Origin of the sequence: Pseudomonas paeninsulae (assembly GCF_035621475.1) — a bacterium.
In the GTDB taxonomy this organism is placed as follows: Bacteria; Pseudomonadota; Gammaproteobacteria; order Pseudomonadales; family Pseudomonadaceae; genus Aquipseudomonas; species Aquipseudomonas paeninsulae.
Map to the genome: position 1 here is coordinate 1134681 of NZ_CP141799.1, position 20779 is coordinate 1155459.

The window sequence follows — 20779 nt, forward strand, 5'->3', positions numbered from 1 at the left end:
TGCGCTGAATAAACCCCGATGCTAGCCAGCGACAGGCGGCGAAGCAACCAATCTGCATGCAAACTGCGCTCGAGGCGGCAATCCGTGCCTGCCGGATGGCCGTGCGGGCAATGCTAGACTGGATTCGCCCACTGCCTATAGGAAGCCGCCGTGACCTCCAGTCTGTTCTGGTACGACTACGAAACCACCGGTATCGATCCGCGCCGCGACCGGCCGCTGCAAGTCGCCGGGATTCGCACCGACGAAGACCTCAATGAAATCGGCGAGCCGCTGAACATCTACTGTCAGCCCAGTGACGATATTCTTCCGCATCCGGCCGCCTGCCTGATAACCGGCATCACGCCCAGTCAGTTGGCGGGAAAAGGCTTGAGCGAGGCCGAATTCATGGCCCGCGTGCATGCCGAAATGGTCCAGCCGGGCACGTGCAGTGTGGGTTACAACAGCTTGCGCTTCGACGATGAAGTCACCCGCTACACCCTGTACCGCAATTTTTTCGACCCCTATGCCCGCGAGTGGCAAGGAGGCAACAGCCGCTGGGACCTGATCGATCTGGTGCGCGCGGCCTATGCCTTGCGCCCGGATGGCATCGTCTGGCCGGAGGAAGAAGGTCGCGTCAGCCTCAAGTTGGAGCGCCTGACCGCGGCCAACGGCATCGAGCATGGCCAGGCCCATGACGCCCTGTCCGATGTGCGCGCGACCATCGCACTGGCTCGGCTGATTCGCAGTAAGCAGCCAAAACTGTACAACTACCTCTATCAACTGCGCAGCAAGCAACGGGTGCTCGACCAAGTTCGGTTGTTACAGCCCCTGGTGCATATTTCCGGACGTTTCGCCGGTGCGCGGCATTATCTGGCTTTGGTGATGCCGCTGGCCTGGCATCCGCGCAATCGCAACGCACTTATCGTCTGCGACTTGCACGCCGATCTGGCGCCATTGCTCGAGGAAGATGGCGAGTCCTTGCGTCGGCGCCTATATACCCGGCGCGAGCAACTGGGCGAGGGTGAGTTGCCGGTACCCTTGAAGTTGCTGCACATCAACCGTTGCCCGGTGGTGGCGCCGTTGAATGTGCTGCGTGGCGAAGATATTCAGCGTTTGCAGTTGGACATGACCGAGCCTCTGCTGCACGCCGATCAATTGGTTGCCGCTCAGGCGCAATGGCAGGACAAACTCGCCCTGATATATGGCGAAGAAGGTTTTGCGCCCAGCGAGGATCCCGAGCAACAGCTATATGATGGTTTTATCGGTGATCGCGACCGGCGTTTATGCGAACAGGTGCGCAGTGCCGATCCAGCACAGTTGGCCCAGAATGTCTGGCCGCTCGATGACGCGCGCTTACCTGAATTATTATTTCGTTATCGCGCGCGCAACTTTTCTTCCAGCCTGGACGCAGCAGAACAGCAGCGCTGGGTGATATTTTGTCAGCAGCGGTTAACCCGGCCCGAGTGTGGCGCGCCCAATACCTTGGCGAATTTTGAGACGGCGCTCGGCGAAATATTCGCTCAGGCCACGCCGAAGCAGCAGGCCATACTCACTGAGTGGCGTGACTATGCGCAGCAATTGCGTCTGCGCTATGCCTTGTAATGGGCTGTGAGGCGTCAGGCGCTAGATAGCAAGGGCTGTTGTCTGTCGACTCTGTAGGGTGGCTCACCGCCAGAGCCTCCTTGCGTTTTGCCAGCAACATAGCGTTGTTACAGAATAAAAAAACGCCAGCAAGGCTGGCGTTTTTTTATGCGCTGAAATCGACGACTCAAGCGTAGAGCTTAATCCAGCAGGGTTGCCCAGCTTTCAACAACATCGCCGCCCCACTTGGCTTTCCACTCTTTCAAGGTCTTGTGGTTGCCACCTTTGGTTTCGATCACTTCGCCGGTGTTCGGGTTCTTGTACTGCTTAACTTTGCGAGCACGCTTGACCCCGGTGGTCTTGGCGCCAGCGCGCGGTGCCTTGCTGATTTTGGCGTCCGGGTCGAGCATGGCGATGATGTCACGCAGGGACTTCTGGTATTCGCCCATCAGCGTGCGCAGTTTGCCTTCAAATTCCAGTTCTTTTTTCAGCTTGTCGTCTTGCGACAGATTTTTCAGGCGCTCTTGCAGTTCTTTGATGGCTTCTTCTGTAGCGCGGTATTCGTTGATCAGCGACATGCGGCTTACCTTGAATTGAGTAGGTGGTGGCTAAGTGTCAGTAATAATAGTCAGACACTTTTGACAAGTAAACCGCTTTGCAAGATTTTGCCACGCTTTATCAAACAAAGTTTTAAATATGCGGCTGCGATAACTCCATGATTCCGCCAGTCAGTGTTTATCGGTTGCCTCTCGAGGTTCGCGCAAGGCCACTATCTTCAACAAACGCGTATAGCCTGGCGTTGTCAGGTCGAGGTGGCTCGGTTGTCTGGCAAGACGTGGTTGAGCTGGATTTCAGGAATACTGCAGTTTTCTCGCACTGTGGCTAGAATGACCGACTTTGCCGCTTCTCTGGAGTTTCCCATGCGTACTTTTCGGCTGGTAATAGCCTGTCCGGACCGCGTTGGTATTGTGGCCAAGGTCAGTAACTTTTTAGCCACCTACAATGGCTGGATCACCGAGGCGAGTCATCACTCGGATAATCACAGCGGTTGGTTCTTCATGCGCCATGAAATTCGCGCCGATTCCTTACCGTTCGATTTGCCGGGGTTTCACCAAGCCTTTGCGCCCATCGCCCGTGAGTTTTCCATGGAATGGCGGGTCACTGATTCGGCACAGAAAAAACGCGTGGTGTTGATGGCCAGTCGCGAGTCGCATTGCCTGGCTGACTTGCTGCACCGTTGGCACAGCGATGAATTGGACTGCGATATTGCCTGTGTGATTTCCAACCATGACGATTTGCGCAGCATGGTCGAGTGGCATGGTATTCCCTATTTCCATGTGCCGGTCGAGCCGCAGAACAAGCAGCTGGCCTTCGATGAAGTTGAGCGGCTGGTCAAAGCGCATGCCGCGGACGTCATAGTGCTGGCGCGTTATATGCAGATTCTCCCGCCACAACTGTGTCGCGACTTTGCCCAGCGGGTGATCAACATTCACCACAGCTTCCTGCCGTCGTTCGTCGGCGCCAAGCCTTACCATCAGGCCTCGCTGCGCGGGGTCAAGCTGATTGGCGCGACTTCGCACTATGTGACCGAGGAGCTGGATGCCGGGCCGATCATCGAGCAGGACGTGGTGCGCGTCAGTCACCGCGACAGCATCGAAGAAATGGTCCGTCTGGGTAAGGATGTGGAAAAAATGGTGTTGTCCCGTGGGCTACGCTATCACTTAGAGGACCGTGTATTGGTTCACGATAACAAGACCGTGGTGTTCGACTAATTGCCGTGTCGTGCATTAACCAAGTGCAGGTTGAAGGAGTTCGCTAATGCTCAAATCTATTAAGGTGCGCGATTACATGACTCGCCATCTGGTGACCTTTCGGTCCGACACCGATCTGTTTACCGCCATTAATCGGCTGTTGGAGCATCGCATTGCTGGTGCCCCGGTGGTTGACTCCCAGGGACACCTGATTGGCTTGTTATCCGAGGGCGATTGCCTGCGCGGCATCCTGTCGGGGGCTTATTACGAGGCGATCGGTGGTGTGGTCAGTTCTTACATGAATACCGAGATTGAGACCATTTCTCCGGAAACCGACGTCATTGAGGTCTCCGAGCGCTTTTTGCGTGGTCGCCTGGGGCGCATCCCGGTGGTGGAGAACGGGCGCCTGGTTGGCCAGATCAGCCGCAGCGATGTGCTGCGTGCGGTCAAGGAGTTCGCCCAGCACGATCAGGGCAAAGCCCTTTCGAAATAAGGTAACAAGTCGCCTGCAGGCCCGTGTTCCAAGCCCTGCAGGCACCGAAGTTTCATACCGCAGGCAAGTCGAACAGCAGCGCCTCGCCCTGACCCTGCAGGTTGAGTGTGCCGGGCTCGCGCACTTGCAGGCCATCGCCAGTGGCCAGGTGTATGCCTGGACCGTTCAGCTGGCCCGTCAACAGCTGCAAGTAGAGCCAGCGCCCCGGGGCAAGCACATAGTCGAGTGGGCCGCCCTGCCAGCGGTAGAGGGTCATGTCCTGGGCGATCTGCAGGCTGCCGTCGGCGCCGTCCGGGGTGGCGATGATCTGCAGGCCTTCCTGCGTGGCAAAGGCGCGCTGCTGATAGCCCGGCGCCAAGCCGCGTTGCGCCGGCTCTATCCAGATTTGCATGAAGTGCACCGGCTCGCTCGCCGAGGCGTTGAACTCGCCGTGACGGATGCCGGAGCCGGCGCGCATCAGCTGGAATTCCCCGGCCTGGATTTCTTCGCGGGTGCCCAGCGAATCCTGGTGCGCCAAGGTGCCTTGGCGAACATAGCTGATGATTTCCATGTCACGGTGGCCGTGCGTGGCAAATCCGGCACCGGCCAAGACGCTATCTTCGTTGATCACCCGCAGGTGCGAGAAACCCTGAAAGCGCGGGTCGTAATACTCGCCGAAGGAAAAACTGTGGTAACTGTTCAGCCAGCTCAGTTGCGAATGGCCACGTTCGGCAGCGGGGCGAATCTGGTACATGATCACCTCTGGGAAGTACGTCGAGGTGGTCATTGTGGGAAGTGGAGTGATCGATAAAAAGCGTAAATTTGCGCTGATATCGATCGATTTAAATGATGTATTGGGCGCTGATGTGGGCGCTAGCGAAGGTGCACAGCATGCAAGACCCCCTGGATCGCGCTACCTCGCAGCCACCGCCGACCCTGGGTGAGGGCTGCGTCAGGCGTTATGACCCGGATGCCTTGAGCCCGCAGAGCGGTACTGAATTTGCCGATGCCGCCGAGCTGTGGCGCAAGCTGCAGGAGCCGGCTGGCGAGCAACTGGAACCCGCGGACAAAGAAACAAAAAAGGGCGCCGAATAGGCGCCCTCTTGCTGTCGACGATTTCAGATGCGGAAACTGTCGACCAGTAGCTTCAGGCGCGAAGCCTGTTGTTCCAGATCGCCGCAGGCGCGCAGGGTGGCCTGCAGGTTTTCCACGCCATCCTGGTTGAGGGTGTTGATCTCGGTGATGTCCATGTTCAACGACTCGATCACCGAGGTCTGTTCTTCGGTGGCGGTGGCCACCGACTGGTTCATGCCGTCGATCTCGCCGATACGCAGGGTTACGCTGCTCAGGCGCTCGCCGGCCTGGTTGGCGATCTGCACGCTTTCTTCGCTGTAACGCTGGCTCTCGGTCATGGTGGTGACCGACTCGCGCGAGCCGACCTGCAGTTCCTCGATCATTTTCTCGATTTCCTGTGCCGATTCCTGGGTGCGGTACGCCAGGTTGCGCACCTCGTCGGCGACCACGGCAAACCCGCGGCCCGCTTCGCCGGCCCGGGCCGCTTCGATGGCGGCGTTGAGCGCGAGCAGATTGGTTTGCTGGGAGATGCTCTTGATCACCTCGAGAATCTGGCCGATGTTCACCGTTTTGCCGTTCAGCGTTTCGATGTGGCCACAAGAAGTGCGGATCTTTCCGGACAATTGATTCATCGCCTGGATGGTTTTTCCCACCACTTGGCGCCCGTCTTCGGCCTGCTCCCGAGCATCGGAGGCCTGGGTCGAGGCATCTGCGGCGTTGCGCGCGATTTCCTGGGCGGCGGCGCCTAGCTCGTTGATCGCAGCGGCCACGCTGTTGGTGCGGCTGGCCTGTTCGTCGGAGTTGATCATCGAGGAGTTGGAGGCGGCCACCACCAACTTGGCCACCTCGTTGACCTGGTGGGTGGCCGAGGACACTTCGCGGATCGAGCCGTGAATCCGTTCGACAAACTGGTTGAAGGCTTTGCCCAGGGTGCCGAATTCGTCGTTGGACTGGATCGCCAGGCGCTTGGTCAGGTCACCGTCGCCTTGGGCGATGTCCTGCATGGCCTTACCCATCAGGGTCAGCGGTTGCAGCAGCAGGCGGATCAGCATGCTCAGCAGGAGGATGATCAGCACCACCGCGATCAGCGTGGCGACTATGGCCGAGGCGCGGAAGTCACTGAGCGCCGCATACGCCTTGTCCTTGTCGATGGACAGGCCGACGTACCAGTTGACCGAGGGCAGGCCCTTGACCGGGGCGAAGGTGAGGATGCGGGTCTCACCATCCATTTCTGTCTCGCTGAAGCCGGAGGTGATGCGCGGCGTGTCGCTCGGGTAGAGGTCCCTGAGCGTCTTCATCACCAGTTCTTTCTGCGGGTGCACCAGGATCTTGCCATCGGCACTGACCAGGAAGGCATAGCCAATCCCGTCAAAGTTCAGCGAGTTGATGATGTTGACCAAGGTGGTCAGGCTCAAGTCACCGCCTACAACGCCGGCCGATTGAGCTGGTGAGGCGATGGCGATGATTAGTTCGTTGGTCGCTGCATCGACAAAGGGTTCGGTAAGAATAGTGCCACCCGCATTCTGAGCATCCTTGTACCAAGGGCGGGTGCGTGGGTCGAAGTCTTTAGGCATCGCACTGTTTGGGCGCATGGTGAAGGCGCCGTCGTCGCTACCCAGGTAGGTAAAGGCGAAGGTTGAATTGAGGGCTTTCTGTTCCAACACGCGAACGACCTTGTCGGATGATGCGTCTTGGGCAATTGTCTGAGCTGTGCTTTCTACCAACAAGATGCGACCGGACAACCAGTTTTGGATAGTGCCAGCGGTTACCTCACCCATTTCATTTAGGTAGTTTTCCAGATTGGCGCGAATTGCATGACGTTGCAGGTAATCGTTGTATAGGGTGAATAACGAGAAGGCGGCGATTACCACCAGGGAAGCCGCAAGCAGAATCTTGTGACTGAATTTCAGATTGTGGGTCATGTTTTATGTTGTTCACTATGGTCAGCTGCCAGTCGTAGCTGGCTGTAAGTTGCACGCAGTCTGTGGCGCTAGGGTCCGCAGTCTTGCTATCTCGGCACCCGTGGACGAATCCTTTAACCTGGGAGACACCGAAATGTCCGTATCAGAGCAGTTTGTTTTCGGCGCTGACCTTGCTGGTCAGCCGGTCGTTCAGGCCTTGCGCTTGGCCAATCGGCATGGGCTGGTGGCGGGTGCGACCGGCACCGGGAAAACCGTGACCCTGCAGCGTCTCATCGAGGGCTTCAGCGATGCCGGGGTGGCGGTGTTCGCCGCGGATGTCAAAGGTGACCTATGTGGTCTCGGCGCCGCCGGTGCGCCTCAGGGAAAAATCGCCGAGCGGATCGCCAGCATGCCCTGGCTTGAGCATCGACCGACGGCCTACCCGGTTACGCTATGGGATATCCATGGCCAGAGCGGTCATCCGTTGCGCACCACCCTCAGCGAGATGGGCCCGCTGCTGCTCGGGGCTTTGCTGGAATTGACCGACAGCCAGCAGGCCGCCCTCTATGCGGCGTTCAAGGTGGCGGATCGCGAAGGGCTGCTATTGCTCGATCTGAAAGACCTGAAAGCATTGCTGGCGTACCTGAAGAGCACGCCGGCGGTGCTCGGCGAGGACAGTGCGCTGTTCACCACAACCTCTGCCCAGGCCCTATTGCGCCGCCTGTCGAGCCTCGAGCAGCAGGGCGCCGAAGCCTTGTTCGGCGAGCCGGCACTGCAGCTGGAAGACATTCTGCAGCCGGATCGCGACGGGCGCGGGCGCATTCATCTGCTCGACGCCAGCCGTCTGGTACATGAGGCACCGAAGGTCTACGCGACCTTCCTGCTGTGGCTGCTGGCCGAGTTGTTCGAGCAGTTGCCGGAGCGCGGCGATGCCGACAAACCGCTGCTGGCGCTGTTCTTCGATGAGGCGCACCTGCTCTTCGCCGACACCCCGAAAGCCCTGCAGGAACGCCTGGAGCAGGTGGTTCGGTTGATTCGTTCGAAAGGCGTGGGCGTCTACTTCGTCACGCAATCGCCCAGTGACTTGCCCGATGGCGTGCTGGCCCAGCTTGGCCTGCGGATTCAGCACGGCTTGCGCGCTTTCACCACCAGGGAGCAAAAATCTCTGCGCGCGGTAGCGGATGGTTTTCGTCCCAACCCCTCGATCGATACCTTGACAACCCTGACCGAGCTCGGCATCGGCGAGGCCCTGGTTGGCACCCTGGAAGACAAGGGCACGCCGGCCATGGTCCTGCGCGTAGCCATTGCGCCGCCACAGTCGCGCATCGGCCCGTTGAGCGAGAGCGAGCGGGCCGCGCTGATTCGGCAGTCGCCGCTGGCCGGGCGCTACGACAAGCCGATCGACCGCGAGTCGGCCTACGAACGGCTCACCGCCCGTGTCGCACAAGCCAGTGTCGAGGCGGCGCAACAGCAAACCAAGGAGAGTCCCGCAGGCGGCATTGGCGGCATGCTCGGCGGCCTGGCCGGGCAGGTGATGAAAAGCGCCGTACGCCAGGCCGCCAACCAGCTTGGTCGGCAGTTGGTGCGCGGTCTGCTGGGCTCGTTGCTGGGCGGCAAGAGACGATAACGCCACGCCGTCAATAACCACGGTTATCGAGCGTTATCCCTGCGGGGCTAAATACGTTCTGCAGAGGGCAGTCAGCCGCTGTGCTCGTCGTGTTTGGCTTGCAGGTCTTTTTCGATCTTTTCGATTTCTTTTTCAAATGCTTGGTCAAGAAGGTTGGCCTTCTTGCGCCAGGGCTTGCGCTCGGGTTCCGGTTGAGCGGCGTAAGTAATGATTTCTCCGCCTTGTACATCCTTGTAACGCTGCGCCTGGCGCTCGAGTTCGGCGCGCAGTTCGTCTTTCGTCACGTGATTACCCATGGTGTTGAAGAAGTAGTGTGATGACAACGTAAGGCAATGGCCTTACTGCTGCGGTCATCAATCGGGTGGCTGTGGCAATGGCAGATGCAGCGGTCGAACAGGCCTGAATATGTTTACCTGAGGCTGAGTTTTATTGGAAAACAGCCACTAAGCTTAATCAAGCAGGTGCTCTTAAATTATCCATTGCGTACAGTTTAATACAATTATGGTCAATGCCGTTTAAAAGTCTAGGGGGGTTAAGTAGTACTGGCGAGGCGATTGATCATTAACTGTTTCATCTGACAGTGAATAAGACCGTTCTGTTCAATGCAGTGCTCGATAGTGCATCAGGCAGGTGTTCAACTGTGACTGATCGGTCAGTCCTGCAAGCCGAAGTGCAGGCTGGCGGATTGTCCGTGGCGCAGTTAACGCAAGCCGGGACGACCAGGCAGGTGATGGGCATTGGCCGGCTGAGTGACCGAACTGTCGCGGTGGATTCGCGCCGCTGTGATCAGCGCGGCGACAAGCTGCCAACCGAGTCAGCGATCATGGAAAAGCAGGGCGTCAGTCGCACCGTGGCGAGCGCGGCGTTGTCGCGCTTGCAGGCGGCTGGCCTGGTGGCAACCCGTCACGCTATCGCCACCTTCGTGTTGGGCACGCCGAGGCCCAGTGGTATCCGCATCGCCCCGGCGACCCTCGCCACCCTGCGCGATGTGTTGGCGATGCCTTGAGCCAAAACGTCAGCGGTTTTGTCCGGCGTACCTATCACCCACCGCGCTGGCACAAGCGTCGCGGCTGTTCTTCCTGCAAAGCAACCGGCGCCATTACCGGCGCGCCACTCCGTGAAGGGTTTCTGCGTTCGCGCAGGAGCGGCTGCGGTCGTGAAGTCTGCCGAGGCCGATGGCGTCGATGTGCATGCGCATGCTTCTGTAGGGCGTGCTCGCGTAGGAGTGCACCGTTGTCCTTGACGAGCAGGCGGCCTACGCTGAGCTTCGCACCAGCCGAAGGGAGGGGATCATGAACGCCGCTGACGGGATGCACGAGCTGCTGGCCAGCCTCTACCGTGACGAGTCGCGGCGGGTGCTGGCGACCCTGATCCGCCTGCTGGGCGATATCGACCTGGCCGAAGAGGCGCTGCACGAGGCGTTTCGGGTGGCGCTGGAACAGTGGCCGCGCGATGGCGTGCCGGCCAATCCACGCGCCTGGCTGGTGTCGGCGGGGCGCTTCAAGGCCATCGACAGCCTGCGCCGACAGGCCCGCTTCGAACCGCTGGATGCCCGCCTGGCCGACTCTATCGCCGCGCGCGATCAGCCAGTGTGGGACGGTGACAGCGTCGAGGATGATCGCCTGCGCTTGATCTTCACCTGTTGCCACCCGGCGCTCGCCGCCAATGCCCAGGTCGCCCTGACCCTGCGCGAGATCTGCGACCTCAGCAGCGAAGACATCGCCCGCGCCTTTCTCACCAGCCCGAGCACCGTGGCCCAGCGCATCGTGCGGGCCAAAACCAAGATTCGCGATGCGCGCATCCCCTACGAAGTGCCGGGGCGTGGCGAATTAGCCGAGCGTCTGGAGTCGGTGCTGCAGGTGATCTACCTGGTGTTCAACGAGGGCTACTTCGCCAGTTCCGGCGACTCGTTGACCCGCAGCCATCTGTCCAGCGAAGCCATTCGCCTAGGGCGTCTGCTGTTCGAACTGCTGCCCGAGCCAGAAGTCATGGGCCTGCTGGCATTGATGCTGCTGCATGAAGCGCGGCGCCCGGCGCGGACTGCGGCGAGCGGTGCGCCGGTGTTGCTGGAACAGCAGGATCGTTCGCTCTGGTCGGCCGAGCTGATTGCCGAGGGCGCTGCCCTGGTGCTGCAGGCCCTGCGCTCGCGGCGGTTCGGCACCTATTCGCTGCAGGCCGCGATCGCCGCCGTGCATGCCGAGGCGGCGAACGCCGTGGCCACCGATTGGCCGCAGATCGTCGGGCTCTACGATGCACTGCTGCGCATTGCGCCCTCGCCGGTGATCGAACTCAACCGCGCGGTGGCGCTGGCCATGCGTGACGGTCCACGCGTCGGACTGGCCTTGATCGAGGCCCTGCTCAAGCGCGGCGAACTGGCCGATTACCACCTGGCCCATGCCGCCCAGGCCGATCTCTATCGACGCCTGGGGCGCACCGGCGAAGCGCGCGGCGCCTATCTGCGGGCCCTGCAGTTGGCCCAGCAGGAGCCGGGTCGGCAGTTTCTTGAGCGGCGCTTGCAGGCCCTGAAGGACGCCTGATCGGTGGGCTTTAGCCGCGACTTACTAGACCGATCCGCACCACTGGTCGGCCATGAAAATATATTCAGCGGCGCTGTCGATTTGCCGCACGGCCGCACGACTAGTGATTACCAACAATGAGAAAGACGCTGGAGGACACCATGAAATACCTCTGCCTGGTCTACAGCACCGAACAGCTGCTGCACGACTCCCCCGACAGCCCGCGTGACGAGGAGTGCTTGGCCTACGCCGAGTCGGTGCGCCACAGCGGTCGTATGCTCGCCGCCGAGGCGTTGCAGCCGGTGGCGGCCGCGACCACGGTGCGCATGCGTGGCGGCAAACTGTCGATCACCGACGGCCCCTTCGCCGAGACCAAGGAGCAGCTGGCCGGGTTCTACCTGGTCGATGCCCGCGACCTCAACGAAGCCATCCAGCTTGCCGGGAAGATTCCGGCGGCGCGAGTTGGCAGTGTCGAAGTACGACCGGTGCGCCAGCTGGATGTGTGAGCCACCCCGGCAAATCCATCCTGGGCGTGCACGCCATGAGCCGCAATGACTGCCCGAATACCGTCAGCCGCGAGCAGTGGTTGCTGGCGCGCCAGCACGATGTGTTCAACGTCGAACGTCGGCAACTGCCGATGCTGGTGGTAACCGAGGATGACCGCTAACACGCGGCGCCGGAGCAGGCGCCCAACGGCTGCAGCGGCGCGACGAAAGCGCCTGAAACAGCGATCCAGCGAACGACTCCCTGAGGAGAACGGAAATGAGTACTGCAACTCGTCTGCAAGACCCCCACAGCCAGGTTCAGGCCCTGCTGGACAGTTGGGCCAAGGCCGTACAGGCCAAGGACGTCGCGCGCATCGTCGACCACTATGCAACCGATGTGGTCGCCTACGACGCCATCCTCCAGCTGCAGTTCAAGGGCCGCGAGGCCTATGCCGCGCACTGGCAGGCTTGCATGGAGATGTGTTCGGGGCCGGGCGTCTTCGAGGTCCATGAGCCGACCTTGCTGGTCGGTGGCGACCTGGCCCTGGGCTATTACCTGTGCCACTGCGGCGGCACCGACGACAAGGGCCAGGAGCAGTCGTCCTGGATGCGTGTGACCCAGGGCTATCAGCAGCGCAACGGCCAGTGGCTGATCGTCCATGAGCACTTCTCCGCGCCCTTCGATATGGAAAGTGGAAAAGCCTTGTTCGATCTCAAGCCGTGACGTAATGACGGGCCGCTAGCCAGGCTTCGCGACCAAAGAGGGTCGCCCGACGTGCTGATGACGTCGGGAAGTGATCTTTAGGTCGCACAGCAGTACCGCCTTCAATAGCCGCCCGCCCTCGTACCTGCAGTGCCCGCAACCGCTAATGAGGGGCCAGCGACACATTCAGGGCAATGTCGTCAGCGCCGTGCAGCTGACCTCATAGTTCTGCTTGCAGGCGCTTTGGAACAGCCGGCGAGCCTGGTTGGCATCACGCGGTACGCCTCGTTGGCCCTTGAGGTAGAGGTTGCCGAGAATATGCTGGGCCATCGGGTTGCCGCCGGCGGCCGATTGGTTGAGGTACTTGAGCATGCCCTGCGGGTTGGCGAAGTCGGGATTGTCGCGGCCGGTATACAGATAGGCCAGGCTGACCGCGGCCATGGCGTGGCCCTTGTCGGCGGCCTGCTTCCACCAGTACTCGGCTAGCTTGAGGTCTTTCTCTGGCTTGCCGACGAAGTAGAAACTGCCCAACTGGAACTGACTGTCGAGGTCGCCGCGATTGGCTTGGCTGCGCAGCTTCGCCAGGGTGGCCGCTGCGTCCTCAACCGGTGATGCGCCGGCCACGGCTGATCCCGTCTGCGGCACAGTGCGGGTGTCCGCTTGCTGGTTGGCGCAACCGCCCAGCAGCAGGGTTGTGCAGAGGAGTGCCGGGAGTGTCGTGCGTAGCCATCGATGAGCGTTCATGGTCTGTCACTTCTTCTGGAGTGGATGCGGGTGACTGCGCCCGTCTGTTTATAAAAGGACAATGCTATGAAAGAGCAATGTTATGAAAGGACAATGCCCTGACTGCCTCGGCCTGTTACCTATGCTCGCTCGGTGTCTGCCTGTACCACGTAGGCCGGGGCGAAGCCCGGCTGCTGCAGACTAGAAGACCCCGCCAGCGCCAGCAAGTTGTTCGGTTCAGCGCTGCGCGGATTGCTCGACCGGGCTTGCTGCAGGGTAGGCCGACAGCCTGCTGTTGTCGTTCGCCGCGTGCTCCACACGAATGAGGGCGCGGATCTCTAGAGAGGCGTGCGGCGTGCCGCGCTTTTGTAGGCGGCACCCCGGCGCGATATTCTTCGGCCGTCGGGCAGGCCGCCCATCGCTTGCCTGGCGCGTGGACATGCCCAAGACATGCAATGCATCTCTGTTTGTCGCCTCTGGCGTTTCTTCCGGCGGGCAGACCTGCGATTCTTGCGGGCACAGGTGCAGCGCACCATCAGGCCCGCGAGGTATCCATGAACATCAGCTGCAATTTCGACAGTGGCAATATCGAGGTGCTCGACGCCAGCAATCCGCAGCAGGTGCTGCTGGCCATGCGTCCTGATCTCAACAGCTATCACTTCCAGTGGTTCCACTTCAAAGTCGACGGCCTAACCCCGGGCCAGCGCTACGGCTTTAGCCTGACCAACGCGGGCGAGTCTGCCTACAGTCATGCCTGGACCGGCTACAACGCCGTTGCCTCTTACGACCATATCAACTGGTTCCGCGTGCCCAGCCGTTTCGAGGAGGGCGCGCTCAACTTCGCCATCGAGCCGAGCGAGGCGCAGGTCTGGTTCGCCTACTTCGAACCCTACAGCCGCGCGCGGCATGACGGACTGATCGAGCAGGCGCTGAACCAGGCCGGTGCCGAACTGTTCGCCAGTGGCAAGAGCATCGAGGGCCGCGATATCCCGTTGCTGCGGGTCAGCCGTAACCCACAGGCTCCGCGCAAGATCTGGATCATCGCCCAGCAGCATCCCGGCGAGCACATGGCCGAATGGTTCATGGAAGGCCTGATCGAGCGCCTGCAGAACCGCGACGACGCCGAACTGAATGCCCTGCTGCAACAGGCCGACCTCTATCTGGTACCGAACATGAACCCGGATGGCGCCTTCCGTGGCCACCTGCGTACCAATGCCGCCGGCAAGGACCTCAACCGCGCCTGGCAATCGGCCAGCGAGGCGGAGAGTCCCGAGGTGTTCTTTGTCCAGCAGCAGATGCGCAGCGTCGGCGTCGATCTGTTCCTCGACATCCATGGCGACGAGGAAATCCCCCATGTGTTCACCGCCGGCTGTGAAGGCAACCCCGGCTACAGTCCGCGCCTGGAAAAACTGGAGGAGGAATTCCGCAGCCGTCTGATCACCCTCGGCGCCGAGTTCCAGACCGCGTTCGGCTACAAGCGCGATGCCCCCGGCCAAGCCAATACCACCCTGGCCTGCAACGCGGTCGGCCTGGAGTTCGACTGCCTGTCCTTCACCATCGAAATGCCGTTCAAGGACCACGACGACAGTCCCAATCCGCTTACCGGCTGGGACGGCAAGCGCTCGATGCAGTTGGGCCAGGATGTGCTCAGTGTTGCGGCGGCTATGGTGGGGGCGTTGCGCTAGGCAAGACCTGTCTTGCTGGCGTCCGGCTGTGGCGTGGAGGCCAGCCGGTTGTCGGGTTGGTCCTCGGCGTGGACGACCAGCGAGCAGAGTCCACCTAGGTGTCTGACGCGGCATTGCTGGTCAGGGCAAGCTGGGGTTGCCGCGGCATCTGCGCGCAGCAAGCGATTGGCGTGAGCTAGCCCATTGCCAACCTGAGGCGAATGCGCCGAGTCAGACCCCACTCGCGATGAGCGCGGCGACGTACAGAGCAGTTGCCAGGAGGATGCCGCGGTAAGGCGTGCTGAACCAGTAGCGCTTGCCGAGGAAGGCGTAGCCACACAGCAGCACAAGCCCAACGCCCAAGAGGTATGGCGAGGCAAACAATAGGGGACCATGCACGAGAGCAAGGTAGGCATAGACCGAACCAAACAGCAGAGCACCGAAGCTATGGCTGGCATTGAAGCCAACCCAGGCCTTCCACATGCTTGTTTCGCGGGTGATCTTCGGTGAAATCTCATGCATGCGGGCCATCAGCACCTCGTCCCGCGGTTGCAAGGAGCTACCCGTGAATGTGAGCAGCAGATGCACCGCGCCCAGGGCGAAGATAACCAGCGCGCTCGCAGTAACCAGATACTGGGCCAGGGTAAGAGCTATTGATGACAAGGCGAACTCCTCAAAAGACCATCCAGCGGTTTACCTGAGCGGCTGCATGAGGCGGCAGGATGGAACAGGCCGGCTCTATGGCAAGCATGGGCTGTTGGTTCTGCATGCACAGGCATCAGCCATCGCTTGGCCGCTGGTTGGCGACCGCCACGGGCATTACTCAATGCTCAAGAACTCGATCCAGCGCACTCCAGGGGCAATCTCGTCGCGCAACTCCGGTTGGTAGGGCGGCTGCTCGGGGGTGTCTGACGGAGCGCTGAGGTAGTTGAGGTCAATTGCTTGCGGCATGCCCCGCAAGCCTTGTTCAGTAGGCTCCAGTTGGAGGTACAAACCATTCCACCGCTTGGCCTTTAGCGCCGAAAGCATCGAACCCAGCAGGGGCAGACCACGCATAAAGATCTGTCGCGCTACTTGGCAGTTGCCGCTTCGGCCAGGCCACTCAGGGCTTTACCAATGTTCTCGATCGCGGGGCACTGAGCAGTTGCATGACGCTGACCGAGGTAGGCCGGATCGTTGTAACCAAGCCAGACCTGAGCGTTGGCGTCTTCCCAGAACAGTGCCTTCAACGGCAGGTCGATTGCGACCGTTTGGGAGCACTCTATGAATGGCGTGCCAGCCTTTGGGCTGCCGAAGATGAGCAGCTCTGTCGGACGCAGCGATTTGCCAACCTTCGCCGCGCCGGCAGCGTGATCGATGCGCGCGAAAACGGTCAGGCCGCGCTGCTTGGCGAGCGCCTCAAATTTGTCGGCGGTGGTTTTGACTGAATACGGGCTCTTGACTTGGATTAGACCGTCCGCTGCTGCGCAGAGTGTTGAGATGCTCGCGAGCAGTACGGCGGCGACTACCTGCACTATTTTCATAATCGAGACTCCTTGGCGATACACGAAGGGTTCAGTATGACGCCAAACGATTGGCTCAGGGGCGGGCTTCAGTGAGCGCAGCGAGCGACTTGAGTCGCTTGTTATGCGGTGCAGGAGCTGAGTGCAACACGGTTATTGAATTGAGGCTGGAGCATCATGCTGCATTGTCATGGCCTTTTGCATTACTTCCCCAATAACTTCGATCGGGCATTTAAAGTCGAAGCGTTTACGGGGACGCATATTCATTTGCAAGGCAATGGCATCCAACGTTTCCTGGCTATGCACCGACAAGTCCGTTCCTTTGGGCAGGTACTGACGGATCAGGCCGTTGATGTTTTCGTTGCTGCCGCGCTGCCAGGGACTGTGTGGGTCGCAGAAGTAAATTGCCACCCCGGTCTGCTGGGTGATTTCAGCATGCCGCGCCATTTCTCGACCCTGGTCGTAGGTCATGCTCTTGCGCATCGCCAACGGCATGCCATTGAGCGCTGCACTGAAGCCCTCCATCGCCGAGGTTGCCGTCGCGTCATTCATCTTCACCAGCATCAGGTAGCCACTGGTGCGCTCCACCAACGTGCCTACAGACGAGGCGTTGGCCTTACCCTTGATCAGGTCGCCTTCCCAATGCCCCGGCATCAGCCGGTCTTCGATCTCCGGCGGGCGCACATGAATGCTGACCATCTCGGGGATCTGTCCGCGCCGATCCACGCCGCCAGAACGCGGTCTGCGCGTCGTCTTGCTTTGGCGCAGGCAGATGATCAGCTCCTTACGCAGCTCGCCGACCGGCAAGGCATAGATCGCGTTATAGATCGTCTCGCGACAGACGTAGGCATCTCTGAGGCTGGGAATGTTCATGCTGCGCAGCTTGCCGGCAATCTGCGCGGGAGACAAACGCTCACGCAGCATATGGGCCACCAACTCGAAGCGCTCGCTACCCGGCAACAGTTTTCGCATCGGTCGACAAACCTGACGGCGGTCCTGCATCTGCTGCTGGGCCAAGCGGGCCGAGTAGCCGCCACAGGCATCTCGATTGCGGCGCAGCTCACGGCTGATGGTCGAAGGGGATCGGGTGATTAAGCAGGCAATCTTGCGCAGGCTGAAGCCTTGGGCACGACCGATTTGAATGGTGGCGCGCTCTTCAACGCTGAGTTCTGAATAAGACATAGGGGCAGCACCGTACCGGAAAGGTCAGGTGTTGCACTCAGTTTTTGCCGCCGCCCGTTTTCATCGCTATCGTCACCCTCTCGAGATGGGGGCGGCTGAAGTAGAGGCTTTCCTATCTGATCTCGCGGTAGGCAGAAATGTGTCCGCTTCCACGCAGAATCAGGCGTTGGCTGCTCTGTTGTTTCTCTACAAGCAGGTGTTCAAGCTGGATCTGCCGTGGCTCGGGGAAATCGTCCGGGCGAAGAAGCCTGTGCGTTTACCAGTGGTGCTAAGCATCGCCGAGGTTCGTCAGGTGTTGGCAGGGCTCAAGGGCGAGCTTTGGCTGGTTGGCAGTCTGCTGTAAGGCTCGGGCATGTGCTTGATGGAGGTTATGCGCTTGCGGGTCAAGGATGTGGACTTTACCCGCGGCGAGATTCTGGTACGTGATGGCAAAGGCCAGAAGGACTGCGGTTATGCCCGCCAAGCATCGAGGCGATGCCTGGGTGCGCGATAGGCGCGTCACCGATCCCTTTGACAGTCGGCTGGGTTTCATCCGCGAATAGCCAGGAGCGTAGGGCGGATGACGCTTACCCATCCACCAACAACGATGGTCGATAGCAAAGACGTCACCGACCTATCCGGATCGGTCCATCCAGGTATCTCGAATGCCTGGTGGCTTGTACGGTTCGGATCCGCAGGCGTGAGTCCTCCCTGTGGGAGGCCCGTCCTCAAGGCGAAGCCTTTGTCTGTACCGCAACCGCACAACCCGGCAGCCCTGCAGGCTGCATTCGCCGCGGGGCGCGCCTTCTACAGGTAGTCGGGATGCAAGCGGGGTAGGAGAGGGCGTTTCGAATTTCCCGGATTGCACCCGGGCTAGCGGGAGCGCAGGCTGCGGATTGCGCCGCAGCCTGCGCTGGCCAGGGCCTTAGCCGCGATAGTAGCGCTGCGGCACGAACGGGGTCTTGGCGACTTTCATCGGCACGCGCTTGCCGCGCACCATGGCCCAGACTTCGCTGTCCACGGCGATGTGGCTGCTCTGCACATAACCCATGGCCACTGGTGCCGCGAGGGTCGGGCCGAAGCCGCCGCTGCTGACCGAACCGATTACGTTGCCATCGGCATCAACGATTTCCGCGCCTTCACGCACCGGCACGCGCTCCTGCGGCAGCAGGCCGACGCGCTTGTTGGCGACGCCTTGTTGCTGCTGGGCGAAGATCCGCTCGGCGCCGGGGAAGCCACCGGCGCGCGCGCCATCGGCGCGGCGCGTCTTGGAGATAGCCCACAACAGGCTGGCTTCGATCGGCGTGGTGCTGGTGCTCATGTCGTGGCCGTACAGGCACAGGCCGGCTTCCAGGCGCAGTGAGTCGCGCGCGCCGAGGCCGATGGCCGCGACTTCCGGCTCGGCCAGCAGGCTGCGCGCCAGGGTTTCGGCGTGGTCGGCCGGCACCGAGATTTCATAGCCGTCTTCGCCGGTGTAACCGGAGCGGCTGACGAAGCAGTCGACGCCGAGCAGGCGCACCGGGGCGAACTGCATGAAAGTCATCTTCGCCACTTCCGGGGCCAGGCGCGCCAGCACGTCGACCGCCTTCGGGCCTTGCAGGGCGAGCAGGGCGCGGTCGAAGCAGGGTTCGATCTGGCACTGGCTGGCGATCTGCAGTTGCAGGTGCATCAGGTCCTGGTGCTTGCAGCCGGCGTTGACCACCAGGAACAGGGTGTCGTCGCCCAGGTTGGCGACCATCAGGTCGTCGAGAATGCAGCCCTGCTCATCGGTGAACATGGCGTAGCGCTGCATGCCCACTGGCAGGTCGATGATGTCGACCGGCACCAGGCTTTCCAGGGCTTTTGCCGCATTCGGGCCACGCAGGATGATCTGGCCCATGTGCGAGACGTCGAACAGGCCGGCCGCTTCACGGGTGTGCAGGTGTTCTTTCATCACGCCGAGGGGGTATTGCACCGGCATGTCGTAGCCGGCGAAGGGCACCATGCGTGCGCCCAGTTCCAGGTGCAGGGCGTGTAGCGGGGTTTTCGCCAGGGTTTCGCTGGTCATGCGGTTACTCCAAGTCTAAAAAATAGCTGCGATCTGTAGGCGCGGGGCATGCCCACGATGCTTTGTGTGAAGGCTTTTCGCGGGCATGGCCCGCTCCTACGGGATTGATGAGGGGCATCAGCATTCGATGATGTTCACCGCCAGGCCGCCGCGCGAGGTTTCCTTGTATTTGCTCTTCATGTCGGCACCGGTCTGGCGCATGGTGCGGATGACCTTGTCGAGCGAGACGAAGTGCTGACCGTCACCACGCAGGGCAATACGTGCGGCGTTGATCGCCTTGACCGAGCCCATGGCGTTGCGTTCGATGCAGGGCACTTGAACCAGGCCGCCGATCGGATCGCAGGTCAGGCCGAGGTTGTGTTCCATGCCGATTTCGGCGGCGTTCTCGACCTGCGCCACGCTGCCGCCGAGCACTTCGCACAGGGCGCCGGCGGCCATCGAACAGGCCACGCCGACCTCACCCTGGCAGCCGACTTCGGCGCCGGAGATCGAGGCGTTCTCCTTATAGAGGATGCCGATGGCGGCGGCGGTGAGCAGGAAGCGCACCACTGCGTCGTCGTTGGCGCCGGGGATGAAGCGCGTGTAGTAGTGCAACACCGCCGGCACGATGCCGGCCGCGCCGTTGGTTGGGGCGGTGACCACGCGGCCGCCGCTGGCGTTTTCCTCGTTCACTGCCAGGGCGTAGAGGTTGACCCAGTCGAGCACGCTGAGCGAGTCGCGCAGGGCGGCTTCCGGGTGCTGGCACAGTTGCCGGTACAGGGCGGCGGCACGGCGCTTGACCTTGAGCCCGCCGGGCATGATGCCTTCGTTGCGACAGCCGGCGGTGACGCAGTCCTGCATCACCTGCCAGATTTCCAGCAGGCGTGCGCGGGTCTCGGCTTCCGGGCGCCAGGCCGCTTCGTTGGCCAGCATCACCTGGCTGATCGACAGTTTGTGTTCGGCGCAGTGGGTGAGCAATTGCTTGCCGGTAGTGAAGGGGTAGGCCAGGGCGGTTTGGTCTTCGACGATACGGTCGGCGCCGGCGGCATCGTCATCGACCACAAAACCGCCACCCACCGAGTAGTACTCGCGCGAACGGATCTGCAGGCCGGCGGCGTCGAAGGCGCGGAAGATCATGCCGTTGGGGTGGAACTCCAGCGGTTTGCGGATCATCGCCAGGTGTTCTTTCTCGACGAAGCGGATCGGTTTTTCGCCGAGCAGTTGCAGTTCGCCGGTTTTGCGCAAGGTCTCCAGGCGCTCGGCAATGCTGTCGATGTCGACGGTATCCGGCTGGTCGCCTTGCAGGCCGAGAATCACCGCCTTGTCGCTGCCGTGGCCTTTGCCGGTGGCGCCGAGCGAGCCGTACAGCTCGACTCTTACCGATTCGGTGCTCGCCAGCAGATCGTCGCGGCGCAAGCCTTCGGCGAAGCGAGCGGCGGCGCGCATCGGCCCGACCGTGTGCGAACTGGACGGGCCAATGCCGATTTTGAATAGATCGAAAACGCTAAGTGACATGCTGATCTCCGGCTTCTGGTCAGGCCGCGGTACGGTTTGTCTGTAGGAGCGGGCCATGCCCACGACTATCGCGGGCATGGCCCGCTCCTACAGTCGGCA

22 protein-coding genes and 2 pseudogenes are annotated in these 20779 nt (G+C 61.2%); 12 read left to right on the forward strand and 12 right to left on the reverse strand.

The features are described 5' to 3' along the window. Positions 1-150 precede the first annotated feature (150 nt). Positions 151-1581 carry an exodeoxyribonuclease I gene (gene sbcB, locus VCJ09_RS05185; RefSeq protein ID WP_324733409.1) on the forward strand — a complete coding sequence of 477 codons (1431 nt, stop codon included), beginning with the start codon at positions 151-153 and terminating at the stop codon, positions 1579-1581. A 179-nt stretch (positions 1582-1760) separates the two neighbouring features. Here sbcB and mvaT read toward each other — a convergent pair whose 3' ends face one another. After that, the gene (gene mvaT, locus VCJ09_RS05190) at positions 1761-2138 is read right to left on the reverse strand and encodes a histone-like nucleoid-structuring protein MvaT (protein WP_079200885.1); all 378 of its coding nucleotides are present in this window, start codon (positions 2136-2138) and stop codon (positions 1761-1763) included. Positions 2139-2480: 342 nt separating this feature from the next. Here mvaT and purU point away from each other — a divergent pair, with 342 nt between their 5' ends. Together purU and VCJ09_RS05200 are read left to right on the forward strand one after the other, a co-directional pair. Further along, positions 2481-3332, forward strand: a complete 852-nt coding sequence (gene purU / locus VCJ09_RS05195) for a formyltetrahydrofolate deformylase (protein WP_324733410.1) — start codon at positions 2481-2483, stop codon at positions 3330-3332. A gap of 46 nt (positions 3333-3378) precedes the next feature. After that, positions 3379-3804 carry a CBS domain-containing protein gene (locus tag VCJ09_RS05200; protein WP_079200887.1) on the forward strand — a complete coding sequence of 142 codons (426 nt, stop codon included), beginning with the start codon at positions 3379-3381 and terminating at the stop codon, positions 3802-3804. Positions 3805-3856: 52 nt separating this feature from the next. On the opposite strand, the gene VCJ09_RS05205 is transcribed toward VCJ09_RS05200, so the two are convergent. Then, positions 3857-4537, reverse strand: a complete 681-nt coding sequence (locus VCJ09_RS05205) for a pirin family protein (RefSeq protein WP_324733411.1) — start codon at positions 4535-4537, stop codon at positions 3857-3859. 137 nt (positions 4538-4674) lie between these two features. On the opposite strand from VCJ09_RS05205, the gene VCJ09_RS05210 reads away from it, so the two are divergent. Continuing rightward, on the forward strand, positions 4675-4878 hold the full coding sequence (locus VCJ09_RS05210) for a hypothetical protein (RefSeq protein ID WP_324733412.1): 204 nt from the start codon (positions 4675-4677) through the stop codon (positions 4876-4878). 23 nt (positions 4879-4901) lie between these two features. Here the strand turns inward: VCJ09_RS05210 and VCJ09_RS24950 are convergent, their stop codons facing one another. Beyond that, complete coding sequence (locus VCJ09_RS24950) at positions 4902-5666, reverse strand: methyl-accepting chemotaxis protein (RefSeq protein ID WP_456107307.1); 765 nt, start codon at positions 5664-5666, stop codon at positions 4902-4904. Positions 5667-5759: 93 nt separating this feature from the next. Next, positions 5760-6779: pseudogene (locus VCJ09_RS24955) on the reverse strand (HAMP domain-containing protein); the annotation flags it as partial. 133 nt (positions 6780-6912) lie between these two features. Between VCJ09_RS24955 and VCJ09_RS05220 the strand changes: the two are divergent. Continuing rightward, on the forward strand, positions 6913-8385 hold the full coding sequence (locus VCJ09_RS05220) for a helicase HerA-like domain-containing protein (protein ID WP_324733414.1): 1473 nt from the start codon (positions 6913-6915) through the stop codon (positions 8383-8385). A 71-nt stretch (positions 8386-8456) separates the two neighbouring features. Here the strand turns inward: VCJ09_RS05220 and VCJ09_RS05225 are convergent, their stop codons facing one another. Next, positions 8457-8669, reverse strand: coding sequence for a hypothetical protein (locus VCJ09_RS05225; protein WP_079204854.1), 213 nt, complete (start codon positions 8667-8669; stop codon positions 8457-8459). A gap of 465 nt (positions 8670-9134) precedes the next feature. Between VCJ09_RS05225 and VCJ09_RS05230 the strand changes: the two are divergent. The 5 genes and pseudogenes from VCJ09_RS05230 to VCJ09_RS05250 form a co-directional block, all read left to right on the forward strand. Next, positions 9135-9385: pseudogene (locus VCJ09_RS05230) on the forward strand (GntR family transcriptional regulator); the annotation flags it as partial. 292 nt (positions 9386-9677) lie between these two features. Next, positions 9678-10922, forward strand: a complete 1245-nt coding sequence (locus VCJ09_RS05235; protein ID WP_324733415.1) for an RNA polymerase sigma factor — start codon at positions 9678-9680, stop codon at positions 10920-10922. A gap of 140 nt (positions 10923-11062) precedes the next feature. Beyond that, the gene (locus VCJ09_RS05240) at positions 11063-11407 is read left to right on the forward strand and encodes a YciI family protein (protein ID WP_324733416.1); all 345 of its coding nucleotides are present in this window, start codon (positions 11063-11065) and stop codon (positions 11405-11407) included. Next, positions 11404-11568: a hypothetical protein gene (locus VCJ09_RS05245; RefSeq protein WP_324733417.1), complete on the forward strand. Its 165-nt coding sequence runs from the start codon at positions 11404-11406 to the stop codon at positions 11566-11568. Before VCJ09_RS05240 ends, VCJ09_RS05245 begins: the two co-directional genes overlap by 4 nt. A gap of 95 nt (positions 11569-11663) precedes the next feature. Beyond that, positions 11664-12110, forward strand: coding sequence for a YybH family protein (locus VCJ09_RS05250; protein ID WP_324733418.1), 447 nt, complete (start codon positions 11664-11666; stop codon positions 12108-12110). Positions 12111-12275: 165 nt separating this feature from the next. On the opposite strand, the gene VCJ09_RS05255 is transcribed toward VCJ09_RS05250, so the two are convergent. Then, positions 12276-12833 carry a tetratricopeptide repeat protein gene (locus VCJ09_RS05255; protein ID WP_324733419.1) on the reverse strand — a complete coding sequence of 186 codons (558 nt, stop codon included), beginning with the start codon at positions 12831-12833 and terminating at the stop codon, positions 12276-12278. Between the two features lie 533 nt (positions 12834-13366). On the opposite strand from VCJ09_RS05255, the gene VCJ09_RS05260 reads away from it, so the two are divergent. Continuing rightward, on the forward strand, positions 13367-14497 hold the full coding sequence (locus VCJ09_RS05260; protein WP_324733420.1) for a M14 family metallopeptidase: 1131 nt from the start codon (positions 13367-13369) through the stop codon (positions 14495-14497). 210 nt (positions 14498-14707) lie between these two features. On the opposite strand, the gene VCJ09_RS05265 is transcribed toward VCJ09_RS05260, so the two are convergent. The 4 genes from VCJ09_RS05265 to VCJ09_RS05280 form a co-directional block, all read right to left on the reverse strand. Continuing rightward, entirely contained in the window at positions 14708-15139 is a 432-nt protein-coding gene (locus VCJ09_RS05265) for an LIC_13387 family protein (protein ID WP_324733421.1), read from the reverse strand. Positions 15140-15295: 156 nt separating this feature from the next. After that, positions 15296-15427: a hypothetical protein gene (locus VCJ09_RS05270; RefSeq protein ID WP_324733422.1), complete on the reverse strand. Its 132-nt coding sequence runs from the start codon at positions 15425-15427 to the stop codon at positions 15296-15298. Between the two features lie 119 nt (positions 15428-15546). Then, the gene (locus VCJ09_RS05275) at positions 15547-15999 is read right to left on the reverse strand and encodes a DUF302 domain-containing protein (RefSeq protein ID WP_324733423.1); all 453 of its coding nucleotides are present in this window, start codon (positions 15997-15999) and stop codon (positions 15547-15549) included. A 132-nt stretch (positions 16000-16131) separates the two neighbouring features. Then, positions 16132-17160, reverse strand: a complete 1029-nt coding sequence (locus VCJ09_RS05280) for an IS30 family transposase (RefSeq protein WP_324733424.1) — start codon at positions 17158-17160, stop codon at positions 16132-16134. A 28-nt stretch (positions 17161-17188) separates the two neighbouring features. Here VCJ09_RS05280 and VCJ09_RS05285 point away from each other — a divergent pair, with 28 nt between their 5' ends. After that, positions 17189-17503, forward strand: a complete 315-nt coding sequence (locus VCJ09_RS05285) for a phage integrase N-terminal SAM-like domain-containing protein (RefSeq protein ID WP_407693008.1) — start codon at positions 17189-17191, stop codon at positions 17501-17503. 561 nt (positions 17504-18064) lie between these two features. On the opposite strand, the gene gcvT is transcribed toward VCJ09_RS05285, so the two are convergent. Both gcvT and VCJ09_RS05295 read right to left on the reverse strand, forming a co-directional pair. Then, the gene (gene gcvT, locus VCJ09_RS05290; RefSeq protein WP_324733425.1) at positions 18065-19186 is read right to left on the reverse strand and encodes a glycine cleavage system aminomethyltransferase GcvT; all 1122 of its coding nucleotides are present in this window, start codon (positions 19184-19186) and stop codon (positions 18065-18067) included. Between the two features lie 117 nt (positions 19187-19303). Next, entirely contained in the window at positions 19304-20680 is a 1377-nt protein-coding gene (locus VCJ09_RS05295; protein WP_324734600.1) for an L-serine ammonia-lyase, read from the reverse strand. Positions 20681-20779 lie beyond the last annotated feature (99 nt).

What these genes read in the sequence shown, in the direction of transcription:
- VCJ09_RS05255 (WP_324733419.1), bottom strand. Translation starts at nt 12,833, where the DNA reads ATGAACGCTCATCGATGGCTACGCACGACACTCCCGGCACTCCTCTGC.
- VCJ09_RS05260 (WP_324733420.1), top strand. Translation starts at nt 13,367, where the DNA reads ATGAACATCAGCTGCAATTTCGACAGTGGCAATATCGAGGTGCTCGAC.
- VCJ09_RS05210 (WP_324733412.1), top strand. Translation starts at nt 4,675, where the DNA reads ATGCAAGACCCCCTGGATCGCGCTACCTCGCAGCCACCGCCGACCCTG.
- VCJ09_RS05275 (WP_324733423.1), bottom strand. Translation starts at nt 15,999, where the DNA reads ATGAAAATAGTGCAGGTAGTCGCCGCCGTACTGCTCGCGAGCATCTCA.
- VCJ09_RS05280 (WP_324733424.1), bottom strand. Translation starts at nt 17,160, where the DNA reads ATGTCTTATTCAGAACTCAGCGTTGAAGAGCGCGCCACCATTCAAATC.
- VCJ09_RS05240 (WP_324733416.1), top strand. Translation starts at nt 11,063, where the DNA reads ATGAAATACCTCTGCCTGGTCTACAGCACCGAACAGCTGCTGCACGAC.
- VCJ09_RS05235 (WP_324733415.1), top strand. Translation starts at nt 9,678, where the DNA reads ATGAACGCCGCTGACGGGATGCACGAGCTGCTGGCCAGCCTCTACCGT.
- VCJ09_RS24950 (WP_456107307.1), bottom strand. Translation starts at nt 5,666, where the DNA reads ATGATCAACTCCGACGAACAGGCCAGCCGCACCAACAGCGTGGCCGCT.
- purU (WP_324733410.1), top strand. Translation starts at nt 2,481, where the DNA reads ATGCGTACTTTTCGGCTGGTAATAGCCTGTCCGGACCGCGTTGGTATT.
- VCJ09_RS05295 (WP_324734600.1), bottom strand. Translation starts at nt 20,680, where the DNA reads ATGTCACTTAGCGTTTTCGATCTATTCAAAATCGGCATTGGCCCGTCC.
- VCJ09_RS05200 (WP_079200887.1), top strand. Translation starts at nt 3,379, where the DNA reads ATGCTCAAATCTATTAAGGTGCGCGATTACATGACTCGCCATCTGGTG.
- VCJ09_RS05205 (WP_324733411.1), bottom strand. Translation starts at nt 4,537, where the DNA reads ATGTACCAGATTCGCCCCGCTGCCGAACGTGGCCATTCGCAACTGAGC.
- VCJ09_RS05270 (WP_324733422.1), bottom strand. Translation starts at nt 15,427, where the DNA reads ATGCCGCAAGCAATTGACCTCAACTACCTCAGCGCTCCGTCAGACACC.
- VCJ09_RS05250 (WP_324733418.1), top strand. Translation starts at nt 11,664, where the DNA reads ATGAGTACTGCAACTCGTCTGCAAGACCCCCACAGCCAGGTTCAGGCC.
- VCJ09_RS05220 (WP_324733414.1), top strand. Translation starts at nt 6,913, where the DNA reads ATGTCCGTATCAGAGCAGTTTGTTTTCGGCGCTGACCTTGCTGGTCAG.
- gcvT (WP_324733425.1), bottom strand. Translation starts at nt 19,186, where the DNA reads ATGACCAGCGAAACCCTGGCGAAAACCCCGCTACACGCCCTGCACCTG.
- mvaT (WP_079200885.1), bottom strand. Translation starts at nt 2,138, where the DNA reads ATGTCGCTGATCAACGAATACCGCGCTACAGAAGAAGCCATCAAAGAA.